Origin of the sequence: Myxococcus sp. CA051A (assembly GCF_013336705.1) — a bacterium.
Lineage (GTDB): Bacteria > Myxococcota > Myxococcia > Myxococcales > Myxococcaceae > Myxococcus > Myxococcus llanfairpwllgwyngyllgogerychwyrndrobwllllantysiliogogogochensis.
In genome coordinates this window covers 46,485-57,883 of record NZ_JABUMS010000005.1, presented here as the reverse complement: position 1 = coordinate 57,883, position 11,399 = coordinate 46,485, and the positions used below count along the sequence as shown (strand labels likewise).

Annotated in this window: 10 protein-coding genes; 5 read left to right on the top strand and 5 right to left on the bottom strand. The window is 68.4% G+C overall.

What is annotated here, in order from left to right; genetic code table 11:
• Nucleotides 1-22: 22 nt before the first annotated feature.
• Complete coding sequence (locus HUA74_RS16690) at nucleotides 23-1,228, bottom strand: PLP-dependent aminotransferase family protein (RefSeq protein WP_141644534.1); 1,206 nt, start codon at nucleotides 1,226-1,228, stop codon at nucleotides 23-25.
• 224 nt (nucleotides 1,229-1,452) lie between these two features.
• Here HUA74_RS16690 and HUA74_RS16685 point away from each other — a divergent pair, with 224 nt between their 5' ends.
• Complete coding sequence (locus HUA74_RS16685; protein ID WP_141644535.1) at nucleotides 1,453-3,039, top strand: MBL fold metallo-hydrolase; 1,587 nt, start codon at nucleotides 1,453-1,455, stop codon at nucleotides 3,037-3,039.
• On the opposite strand, the gene cysC is transcribed toward HUA74_RS16685, so the two are convergent.
• The 3 genes from cysC to cysD are packed head-to-tail and all read right to left on the bottom strand — an operon-like array spanning nucleotide 3,036 to nucleotide 5,762.
• The gene (cysC, locus tag HUA74_RS16680) at nucleotides 3,036-3,593 is read right to left on the bottom strand and encodes an adenylyl-sulfate kinase (RefSeq protein WP_174455310.1); all 558 of its coding nucleotides are present in this window, start codon (nucleotides 3,591-3,593) and stop codon (nucleotides 3,036-3,038) included. The two genes, HUA74_RS16685 and cysC, sit on opposite strands and share 4 nt — an antisense overlap.
• Nucleotides 3,594-3,600: 7 nt before the next feature.
• Nucleotides 3,601-4,857 carry a GTP-binding protein gene (locus HUA74_RS16675; RefSeq protein ID WP_174455309.1) on the bottom strand — a complete coding sequence of 419 codons (1,257 nt, stop codon included), beginning with the start codon at nucleotides 4,855-4,857 and terminating at the stop codon, nucleotides 3,601-3,603.
• Nucleotides 4,857-5,762 carry a sulfate adenylyltransferase subunit CysD gene (cysD, locus tag HUA74_RS16670; RefSeq protein WP_220137878.1) on the bottom strand — a complete coding sequence of 302 codons (906 nt, stop codon included), beginning with the start codon at nucleotides 5,760-5,762 and terminating at the stop codon, nucleotides 4,857-4,859. Before cysD ends, HUA74_RS16675 begins: the two co-directional genes overlap by 1 nt.
• A gap of 164 nt (nucleotides 5,763-5,926) precedes the next feature.
• On the opposite strand from cysD, the gene HUA74_RS16665 reads away from it, so the two are divergent.
• Nucleotides 5,927-6,712, top strand: a complete 786-nt coding sequence (locus tag HUA74_RS16665) for a thioesterase II family protein (RefSeq protein ID WP_141644539.1) — start codon at nucleotides 5,927-5,929, stop codon at nucleotides 6,710-6,712.
• A 3-nt stretch (nucleotides 6,713-6,715) separates the two neighbouring features.
• Here HUA74_RS16665 and HUA74_RS16660 read toward each other — a convergent pair whose 3' ends face one another.
• A complete protein-coding gene (locus HUA74_RS16660) occupies nucleotides 6,716-7,495 on the bottom strand; it encodes a 4'-phosphopantetheinyl transferase superfamily protein (protein WP_174455308.1) in 780 nt (259 codons plus the stop codon).
• Nucleotides 7,496-7,578: 83 nt separating this feature from the next.
• Here HUA74_RS16660 and HUA74_RS16655 point away from each other — a divergent pair, with 83 nt between their 5' ends.
• From HUA74_RS16655 to HUA74_RS16645, 3 genes are all read left to right on the top strand, one after another.
• On the top strand, nucleotides 7,579-8,793 hold the full coding sequence (locus HUA74_RS16655) for a phosphatase domain-containing protein (RefSeq protein WP_174455307.1): 1,215 nt from the start codon (nucleotides 7,579-7,581) through the stop codon (nucleotides 8,791-8,793).
• Between the two features lie 243 nt (nucleotides 8,794-9,036).
• Nucleotides 9,037-10,287, top strand: a complete 1,251-nt coding sequence (locus HUA74_RS16650) for a glycosyltransferase family 2 protein (RefSeq protein WP_174455306.1) — start codon at nucleotides 9,037-9,039, stop codon at nucleotides 10,285-10,287.
• The gene (locus HUA74_RS16645; RefSeq protein ID WP_141644543.1) at nucleotides 10,284-11,384 is read left to right on the top strand and encodes a hypothetical protein; all 1,101 of its coding nucleotides are present in this window, start codon (nucleotides 10,284-10,286) and stop codon (nucleotides 11,382-11,384) included. Before HUA74_RS16650 ends, HUA74_RS16645 begins: the two co-directional genes overlap by 4 nt.
• The last annotated feature ends 15 nt before the right edge of the window (nucleotides 11,385-11,399 follow it).

Sequence of the window (11,399 nt, the reverse complement as noted above, 5' to 3'; positions counted from 1 at the left end):
CCCTTCGCGTCCAAAGCCAGACTCAAGCCGCCCGGAGCACCGTGCCCAGCCGACGCACGGCCTCCTCGATGCGCGCTGGATCACAATTCGAGAAGTTCAATCGCAGCCCATGTGACGCCGACCGCCCGCCGCTCACGCCGAAAGCCTGCCCCGGAAGAAACGCCACCTGCTGCGTCTCCAGCGCCCGGGCCAGCAACACCGTGGTGTCGCTCCCCTCCGGCAACTCCACCCAGACGAACATCCCGCTCGTGGGCTTCGTCCACGAGGCCCCGGCCGGCAGGTGCGTCTCCAGCGCCCTCAGCAACGTGTCCCGCCGCAGCCGGTACTCCCCTCGCAGCCGCGTCAGGTGTGCCTCCAACTTCCCCGACTGGAGGAACGAGAGCACCATCCGCTGCGTGAAGGTCGCCGTGTCGATGTCGCTCGACTCCTTCACCGTCGCCAACCGGAAGACCAGCGACTCCGGCACCACCACCCAGCCCACCCGCAGCGCCGGCGCCAGGATTTTCGAGAACGAGCCGACGTAATAGACCCACTGCGCGTCCAACGAGCGCAGCGGAGGCAGTGCCCCGCCCTCCTCGTAGTGGAGCAAGCCGTACGCATCGTCCTCGATGATGGGCATGCGGTACTCCCGCGCCAGCCCCACCAGTCTCTCCCGCGCATCCATCGCGAGGCTCGTCCCGAGCGGATTGTGCCCGTCACTCATCGTGTAGAAGAACGCCGGCCGCTCCCCTGACGCGAGCAGCGACGCCAGGCCGTCCAGGTCCAACCCCGTCCGCGCATCCCTGCGCACCGTGAGCCGCCGCGCCTGGAACGGATCCAACACCTGCTGGAAGCCCGAGTACACCCGGTCCTCCAGGAGCACCGTCTGCCCCGGCTCCAGCAAGAGCCGCGTCAGGAGGTTCAGCCCCTGCTGCGCCCCCGTCGTCAGGAACACCTGACTCGTCGAGCAGCGCACCCCGCGCTTCGCCATCAGCGCCACCACCTGCTCGCGCAGGGGCTCCAGCGTCGGCGAGTACTGCAACGCCCCCACCTGCTCCGCCAGCACCCGCGCCGCCGCCTCCGCCATCCCCTCCGTGGGAAACAGCTCCGCGGCGGGCAGCCCCAACGCAAGCGAGAACACGCCCGGCCGGGTGATGATCTGCAGCATGTCCTGGATGGCCGAGGGCGCCAGCCGCCGGGCCCAGGACGCCAGCGGCAACTCCGAAGAGGAAGTCGAGGATGCCGTCACGTGGAGAAGCCTCCGGACGCTGACGCACAAAACGTGCGCACTCTTGAAGGTCCGACGTAATGGTAGCGCAGGCGAAATCCGCGAGGGCTAAAAGCCGTTAGAGGGAGAGACTCGCGGTGTGGACTCAGGGCCCACCCTTACAGGTCCAGCAGGCAGGCGAACGTCATCAGGGGCTTCCCTGTCTCCATGCCCTCCCAGATAATCAAACCTCGCCTGGAGAACCGATGCTGGACCGACCGATGTACCTCAAGCCCAACGTGGCGATCGAGCCACTGTACAACCAGTGGTACGCCTGGTGGTACCTGCTGTCTCCCGCCACCGCGCCGCTGTTCGTGACGAACCTGCACCAGAAGTTGATGCAGTCCTTCGTCGCCAACCCCGACGTCCACGTGGCCGCGCTGAAGAACCCGATGTTGATGGGCGGCCCGTTCATCAACCACCCCACGGCGCGCGCGGCCCGGGTGAAGGAGCTGCTCGAGCGGACGCTGCGAGACCAGGCGCACATGCTCGCGTACACCAAGGCGGTGGCGGAGCTGGAGCAGTTGATGGCGCCGAACAACGGCGGCTCGCTGGAAGCGCTCTACCCCAAGGTCCCGGACCTGCTGCGCGGCTACGTGGAGCTCACGTACGACCTGAGCAACCGCGCCAGCGCGCGTTTCATCGAGCCGCTCCTGTACAAGAGCCGCTTCTATCAAGAGTCCTCGCAGAGCGTGACGCTGATGCAGGTGGACGGCGACTGGCGCCCGTACATCTTCAGCACGCCGCGCCTCGAGGAGGACATGCCGGTGCACCTCAAGGTGCCCTACCGCCACGAGGGCCTGGACGCGCTGTTCCGCATGCGTCACACCCCGGGCTCGCCGGGCCAGGTGGCGGAGATGCTCGGCGTGCCGTCCTCGGCCGCCGCGGCGTTCGCGGACCTCTTCACGGACGCCGTGCCTCGCAAGGCGCCTCGCTATGACGGCGAGGGCGTGCGGGTGCGCTACTTCGGCCACGCCTGCGTGCTGCTGGAGACGAAGGAGGTCAGCATCCTCACCGACCCCGTCATCAGCTACGAGTTCCCCACGGACCTGCCGCGCTACACGCACGCGGACCTGCCCGAGCACGTGGACTACGTGGTCCTCACCCACGGCCACGCGGACCACTTGATGATGGAGACGCTCCTCCAGCTGCGTCACCGCGTGGGCACCATCATCGTCCCGCGCAACAACGGCAACTCGCTGGCGGACCCCTCCCTGCGGCTGATGCTCCACCACACGGGCTTCAAGAACGTGGTGGAGATCGACGACCTCCAGGAGATCACCATCCCCGGCGGCTCCATCACCGGCCTGCCCTTCCTCGGCGAGCACAGCGACCTGGCCATCCAGGCCAAGACGGCCCACCTGGTGCGCGTGGGTGGCAAGTCCATCCTGATGGCGGCGGACTCCAACGCGATTGAGCCGCGCATGTACCAGCACCTGCGCGACATCATCGGCCCCATCGACATCCTGTTCCTCGGCATGGAGTGCGAGGGCGGCCCGATGAGCTGGATGTACGGCCCGCTCCTGTCCAACCCGCTGCCCCGGAAGATGGACCAGGCGCGGCGCCTCAACGGCTCCGACTGCAACCGCGCCATGGAGATCACCAACCACCTGACGCCCAAGGAGGTCTACGTCTACGCCATGGGCCAGGAGCCCTGGCTGCGGCACGTGATGATCCTCGTCTACAACGAGACCACCCCGCAGCTCATCGAGTCGAACAAGTTCATCGACCACTGCCGCTCCAAGGGCATGCAGGCCGAGCGCCCCTACGTGCGCATGGAACGCGTGCTCTAGGCGGCGCGAGGCACCAGGAGTCCCCGGGTCTGGAGCGCGGCCAGCACGCGCTCAAGGCCCGCCTCCAAGGGCTCCGAGCTCGAGCGGACGGTGACTTCGGGCGCCTCCGGAGCCTCGTACGGGTCCGACACGCCGGTGAAGTGGGGCAGCTCACCGGCGAGGGCCTTCTTGTAGAGCCCCTTCACGTCGCGCGCGATGAGCGCCTCCAGCGGCGCCTCGATGTAGACCTCCAGGAAGGCCAGCCCCGCGTCCGCGGCCAACTGCCGCACCTCCGCGCGCGAGCTCTGATAGGGCGAAATCGCGGCGACGATGACGCCGACGCCGTGCCGGGCCAGAAGGCGCGCCACGTGGCCGATGCGCCGGACGTTCTCCTCCCGGTCCTCCCGCGAGAAGCCCAGTCCGCGCGTCAGCCAGGTGCGCACCTCGTCACCGTCCATCACCTCCACCGGACGCAACGGCTCCAGCCGCGAGCGCAGCGCCCGCGAGAGCGTGCTCTTGCCCGCGCCCGACATGCCCGTCAGCCAGAGAATGAATCCGGAGCCTTGCCGATTCATGCGCACCTCAGACCGCGGGTCCGTTGATCATCCCGGCACCCACCGTCGCGTTCGTGCCTTCGTCGATGAGGATGAAGCTGCCCGTGTGCCGGTTGCGGCGATACTCGTCGAAGAAGAGCGGCACCGTGGTGCGCAAGGTCACCCGGCCAATCTCGTTGAGCGCCAGCCGGGGACTCGTCTCGTCCCGGCTCAGCGTGTTGACGTCCAGCCGGTAGTGCAACTGCTTCACCTGGGCCCGCGCCGAGCGCGTGGTGTGCTTGAGCGCGAACCTGGCTCCCGGCTGGAGCGACACGCCCTCCGCCAGCCAGCACACCATCGCATCCAGGTCCTGCCCCACCATGGGCGGATTGCCCGGCCGGCACAGCATGTCGCCCCGGCTGATATCCAGCTCGTCCGCCAGCGAGACATTCACCGACATGGGCGGGAACGCCTGCGCCACGGCCTTCCCCGCCAGGTCCAGTTCGCGGATGCGCGTGGTGAAGCCGGAGGGGAGCGCCATCACCTCGTCGCCCGGCCGCAGCACGCCGCCCAGCACCTGCCCCGCGTACGCCCGGTAGTCGGGGAACTTCGAGGACATGGGGCGGATGACGCTCTGCACGGGGAAGCGCACGTGGATGAGGTTGCGGTCCGACGCGATGTGCACGTTCTCCAGGTGGTGCAGCAGCGTGGGGCCCTGATACCAGGGCATCCGCTCCGAACGCGTCACCACGTTGTCCCCGCCCAGCGCGGAGATGGGGATGAACGACAGGTCCGCCACGTCCAGCTTCATGGAGAACTGGCGGAACTCCTCGCGGATGCGCTCGAAGACCGCCGCGTCGAAGTCCACCAGGTCCATCTTGTTCACGCAGAGGACCAGGTGAGGCACGCGCAGGAGCGAGGCCAGGAACGCATGGCGCCGCGTCTGCTCCAGCACGCCCTTGCGCGCATCGACGAGGATGAGCGCCAGGTCCGCGGTGGAGGCCCCCGTCACCATGTTGCGCGTGTACTGGAGGTGCCCCGGCGTGTCCGCGATGATGAACTTGCGCTGCGCCGTGGCGAAGTACCGGTAGGCCACGTCGATGGTGATGCCCTGCTCGCGCTCGGCCTTCAGGCCATCCAGGAGGAGCGCCAGGTTGACGTACTCGTCCCCGCGCGCGCGGCTGGTGCGCTCCACCGCGGCGAGCTGGTCCTCCAGAATCGAGCGGGTGTCATGGAGCAACCTGCCGATGAGGGTGCTCTTCCCGTCATCGACGGAGCCCGCGGTCGCGAATCGAAGCAGTTCCACTAGAAATAGCCCTCGCGCTTGCGGTCTTCCATCGCCGTCTCACTGAACTTGTCATCCGCCCGGCTCGCGCCCCGCTCCGTGACTCGCGAGGCGACAATTTCCGTGATGACCTCCGCCACCGTGACGGCGCCGGACTCCACGCACGCGGTGCAGGTCATGTCCCCCACCGTGCGGAAGCGCACCGGCGCCGTGGTGACCTCCTCGCCCGGAAGCAGCGGCAGGTAGGGAGACCACGCCATCAACATGCCGTCCCGGCGGAACACCTCGCGCCGGTGGCTGAAGTAGATGGACGGCAGCGCCACACCCTCCCTCGCGATGTACTGCCACACGTCCAGCTCCGTCCAATTGGACAGCGGGAAGACGCGCAGGTGCTCTCCCCGGCGGTGGCGGCCGTTGTAGAGGTTCCACAGCTCCGGGCGCTGGTTCTTCGGGTCCCACTGACCGAACTCGTCGCGGAACGAAAACACCCGCTCCTTCGCGCGCGCCTTCTCCTCGTCGCGGCGCGCACCACCGAAGACGGCGTTGAAGCGGTGCTTCTCGATGGCCTCCAGCAACGGCACCGTCTGCGCGCGGTTGCGCGAGGCGCGCGGCCCCTTCTCCTCCGCCACCCGGCCCCCGTCGATGGCCTCCTGCACGGACGCCACGAGCAGACGCGCGCCCAGCTCCGCCACGCGCGCGTCGCGGTACTCGAGCACCTCCGGGAAGTTATGCCCGGTGTCCACGTGCATCAGCGGGAACGGGAGCGGCGCGGGCGCGAAGGCCTTCACCGCCAGGTGCAACATCACCGCGGAGTCCTTGCCGCCGGAGAACAGCAACACCGGGCTGTCCAGTTCGGCGACCACTTCCCGGATGATGAAGACGGACTCCGCCTCCAGGGCGTCCAGGTGCGACAGCTCGTAGCTCACGCGAAAAACGCTAGCACGTCTTCCGAGGAGTCCCGCCAGTCCACTCATTCACGAATTCCGAGCAGAGACAGCCAGTCCTGTACGCTGGGTAGAAGTCTTCAACACGCTCGAAGTACCGGGGCCTTGACCCGTTTTCCTCGGCTGTGCGACAGAACCATACCGCCATGCCCAGTGCTCCCACCCCGAACCCGAACTCTCCCGAACGTTGGTTTCCCTCCCGGAAGCCGCTGACAGACCCTCGCCTGCGGCTGTTCTGCCTGCCGTTCGCCGGAGGCAGCGCGTCCATCTACAGCGGCTGGCAGGGAGGCCTGCCTCCGGGCGTGGAGCTGTGCGCGGTACAGCTGCCCGGCCGTGAGCGGCGGTTGATGGAGAAGCCCTTCGACAACATGTCCGCGCTGATGGACGTGCTGCTGCCGGTGCTCGCTCCGCTGCTGGACAAGCCGTTCGCCTTCTTCGGCTACAGCATGGGCTCGCGCATCTCCCTGGAGCTGACGCGGCGCCTGCAGGCGCGCAACGGCCCGCTGCCCCGGGGCCTGGTGCTGGCCGCGTCCGGAGCGCCCCGCGAGTCGGACCGCAAGCCCATCCACCACCTGCCGCAGGAGCAGTTCATCGAAGAGCTGCGGCGCTATGACGGCACGCCGGAGGAGATCCTCCAGCACCGGGAGCTGCTGGAGCTGCTGGTGCCCACCCTGCGCGCGGACTTCGCGCTCGCGTGGTGGGAGAACGGCCCCGGGCCCGTGAAGCTCGACGTGCCCATCTCCGTCATGGGCGGCACCGAGGACAAGCACGTGTCCCTCGCGCGCCTGGAGACGTGGCGCGAGGAGACGCGCAACGCCGACTTCCGCATCCGCCACTTCGAGGGCGGCCACTTCTTCCTGCGCAAGCAGCAGCCCGCGATGCTCGCCGCGCTGGGCGAGGACCTCACGCGCTGGATGGCCGCTCCGGCCTGAGGCTCACGCCGCCTCGTCGAAGCGGGGCGGCGCATCCGACTCCAGCGGCACGGTGAACTGCCACCGCACGCGGAAGGGCCGCTCCTTCGGCCCGCGCATCGCCACCGCCGCTTGATGGCGTTCGGAGGGACGCAGCTGCATGAAGCGCCAGGTCTCCGGCGTGTCCACCATCCGCGCATCGAAGGAGATGCGCGGCTCCTTGCCGGCCTCCAGGTGGAAGGCGAACTGGTCCAGCGGCAGGGACAGCCCCGCGCCCCGGGCCTTGATGTAGGACTCCTTGAGCGTCCAATACTCGAAGAAGCGCCCCCGCTGCTCGGCGGCGGGCAGGGCCCGGAGGGCGGAGATCTCCGGGGGGGCGAAGAAGTGGTCGGCGATCTCCACCGTCTCGCCCGGCCGCTGGGCGTCCTCCACGTCCGCGCCCAGCTCCGCGTCGAGCCCCACCGCCACCAGCGCCATGCCGTCCGTGTGCGACAGGTTGAAGCGCAGCCGCGCGCCCCACTCACCCCGCACCTCCGGCCTCCCGTACGCGTTGGTGGAGAAGCTCCACGCCGAGGGCGCCACCGGCGCGTAGCGCGACAGCGTCAGCCGCACCAGCGCGTGACTCACCAGGTATTGCCGCTGGTGACGCTCGAAGCGGAAGCGCTTCTGCTTCTCGCGCTCCCCTGAATCCAGCAGCCCCCAGTAGGCGTCCAGGAGCCGCTGTTCCTGGATGCGCTCGGGCTCGACAATCCACACATGGACTTCGTCCGGACGAAGCTCCAGCGGAACGGCGACAGTCGACATGCCTCACCTCTACCACGCCGGGCCGCACCCCGCGTAGGCTCGGAAATCCAAGTCCGGCCTCGCGCCGGAATGGGGGGAGCAACATGGATCCGCACGCCGCGACGAAGAAGCTGGAGACGCTGCGCACGCTCATGGCCGGCCACACCGATACCAGCGAGGAGCGTCGCATCCTGGACCTCCTGCGCGACGCCAACGCCGCCGAGCTGAACTACCTCCTGGCCAACATCGACCTCGAGTCCCTGCTGGGGGACATGGATGACCGCATCTTCGGGCCGGACCACCACACCGCCCTGTTGACGATGCTCTGTCGCGAGCGCGCCGCCCAATTGGCCCTGCCGGTGCGCGCAAGCCTGGTGACAGCGCTCCAGCGCGGGGGCACCCCCGCCACCGCGGAGCGTGCCCTGCGCGACATGTTCCTGAGCGTGCATGGGCGCGAGCTGACCGCCTTCAAGAACCTGCTCGACGCCGGCAACAACCACCAGGACCTGGAGAAGCTCCTCTTCGACGACGTGGACGACCCGGCGCTGCGCGAGGAGATCCTCGCGCACATCCTCCGCGAGGGCGAAGCGGCGCCCAGTGGCGAGAACAAGGTCCTCAGCGACATCGACGACACCTTCTTCGCCAACCTCAAGGACACCCGGTACCCGTCCAAGACGGTGTACCCGGGCGTGCTCGCCTTCTACGCGGAGCTGGACCGGGGACCGGGCATCATCCCCGGCCGGGAGGGAGACCTCACCTTCGTCACGGCCCGGCCCATGGACCCGCTGGGCGCGGTGGAGAACCTGACCTTCGACTCCCTGCGCAAGCACGGCGTCCCGCCCCATGTCGTGCTCTCCGGCAGCCTCACCCACCTGCTGGGCAACTCCCGCATCGCCGCGAAGAAGTTCGACAACTTCCAGCGCTACGTGCGCGTCTTCCCGGAGTACGGCTTCGTCTTCGTGGGCGACAGCGGACAGGGCGACGTGGAGTTCGGCGACAAGATGCTCACCGCCGCCCCGCACGCCGTCCACGCCGTGTTCATCCACGACGTGGTGGACACGCCGGAGACCACCCGGCGCGCGTGGCGCGAGAAGCGCATCCACTTCTTCGACACCTATGTGGGCGCCGCGCTGGAGGCCTTCGCGCTGGGCCTCATCTCCCGCGACGGACTGGCTCGGGTGGCCATCGCCGCGCGCGAGTCGATGGAGGGCATCGCCTTCGCCTCCGCGGCCCAGCGAGATGCCCGCAAGGTGGAGCTGACCCGGGACCTCCAGCGCGCGGACGCGCTGACGTCTCCGTCGCCTCCCGCGGCGCACTGACGCCTCCCAGGCGTCGAGCACGAGAAGCTCGGGGGTGCCCTCCGGGCCCGGCGCGCTGACGCGTACCGGACGGCCTCCGGCGCGCGATGACGCCTGGGTGAGCAATCCCCTTCCACCGTCCCTGGGGGCAGTTGGCGTGGGCCCAACCCCCACCAACTTTCCCCCCGCTCCCTCATGGGAGAAATGGGGGCGGCGCGGGCCGCCACGGGGAAGGGGTGGCGGCGTGATGGGGGACGGGACCTGATGGAGCTCTTTCCCATCCAGCTGCTGTTCATCGTCGTCTTGATGAACCGCTACATCCTCGGTCCGTTCCTGCGGCGCCTGCGCGGGTCCAGCATCGACCGGGTGGACGACACGTACCGGCCTCGCGTCGCCATCGTCATCCCCCTCTTCAACGAGGGGAAAGGCATCTTCCACGCCATCCGCAGCCTGCTGGAGCAGGACTACCCCAGCGACCTGCTGCAAATCGTGGTGGTGGACGACTGCTCCAACGATGACAGCTACACGTGGGCCCTGAAGGCCGCGGAGGGACACTCCAATGTCCTGGTCATGCGCAACCCGGAGAACATGGGCAAGCGCAAGGGCATCAACCGGGGCGTGAAGGCCGCGGTCGACGCGGAGATCATCGTCTCGGTGGACTCCGACGTCATCGTGGACCGCTCCGCGGTGCGCAACCTCGTGCGCCGCTTCGTCAGCTCCCGCATCGCGGCGGTGGGCGGACGGACGTACGTGACGAACCGGCACCAGAACTGGCTGACGCGGATGGTGGAAATCAAGTTCCACTTCGCCCAGCAGTGGCTGAAGGACCTGGAGCGCAGCTTCCGCCAGGTGATGTGTCTGTCCGGCTGCCTCACCGCGTATCGCCGGCATGTGCTCCTGGAGCTGGAGCCCATCCTGGAGGCGCGCTCCATCGCCGGCATCCCCATCAAATACGGCGAGGACCGGTTCCTCACGCGGCAGATCGTCAAGCACGACTACGAGACGGTCTACACGCTGGACGCGTTCTGCTTCACCGCCGCGCCCGCGACGCTGGCCGGCTACTTCTCCCAGCAGCTGCGGTGGCGGCGCTCCAACCTGGTGGACCTGCTCGGCGGCCTGTCCCACGCGTGGCGCCTGCACCCGGTCATCACCATCCACTACGTGTCCCAGCTCGCGCTGCTGCTCGCCTACCCCGTCGTCATCGTCCACAACGTCCTCACCGGCGAGTTCCTGGACATCCTCTCGTTCCACTTCCTCGTCATCGGGTTGCTGGGAATCATCTACCGACTGGAGACGCGGCATCTGCCCGAGGACCGACGCGTGCACGGGGCGTGCTTCCTGCCCATGGCGCTGCTGATGCCGGTGACGTACGCGCTCTTCACGCCGTTGGCACTGCTGACACTGGACTCCGGGAGTTGGGAGACGCGGGGCAGCCCCAGCGTCGCCCCGGCTCCCTCCACCGAAGAAAACCGGAGCGGACTGCCGCCCAACCCCGCCGGAGAGGGCTCGCCATGAACCAACGTGTCGCGAATCGCATCAATGCCATCGCCGTGTCCACGTACAAGCTGCTGGGCTCGGTGCTCCTGGGGATCATCCTGGCGGCGCTGGTGTCCTTCCTCGCGGTCCAGGGCTTCTTCCTCCTGAGCCATGGCTGGGTGACGCCCACGGTGGTGTCCCCCACGGACCCGCAAATCCTCTCACTGAACACGCAGCTCGCGGCGCAGACGTCGGCGAGAGACCACGTCGTCGCCGAGCGGCGCGCGGTGGAGAACCGCATCGAGGATGCGGAGCGCACCGTGTCCGCGGAGCGCGCCTTCCAACAGCGCTTCCTGGTGGCCCTGCGCGGCGAGCGTGCATCCAAGGACCGCGCCGCGAAGCGACTGGCCTCCCTGCGCCATGAGTACGGCCGGGCCCGAGAGGAGATCCTCAAGTCCAACCGCGCCTACGCGGGACTGTCCCGCGCACGCACGGACGCGATGTATGGCGCGCGGCTGCTCCAGCAGGAGGACAAGCTCACCATCAATCACCATCTGGCGCAGTTGGCGCAGAGCAACCTGGCCCTCGCGCAGACCACGGTGGACATGGAGACTCGAGTCGACTCGCTCCATCGGGAGCTCGCGGGGCTGACGGCGGTGCAGAACGGCATGGGCAAGGACGGCACGCCCGTGGGAATCACTCCGGACGTGCTGCTCCTGGAGCGCGAGTACACGCACTCGGTGCTGGAGCAGGCCCGCGCCGTGGCGACGCTGCGAAGCCTGGAGCATGACCTGAAGGCGCTCGACGACGTGTCCCAGCGCTACGAGGCGCTCATCGTGTCGCTGCGAGCCTCGCCCTATCTGCGCGCCATCGAGAAGGACCTGACGGTGGCCTTCGTGCCGTACGAGAACCTGAACAACGCGGCCGTGGGCACGCCCCTCTTCGCGTGCGCCGCGAAGGTCATCTGGTGCCGCGAGGTGGGCGTCGTGGGCCGGGTGCTGGAGGGTGAGGTCTCCATCAAACACCCCATCCGTCAGCACATGCTGCGCGGGGTGATGGTGGAGGTGAAGCTCACGGACTCCGCGTCGGCGCGCGAGGACCTGCTGCACCTGGGCCGCGCGCCCCTGGTGCTGTGAGGGCATGCGCACATG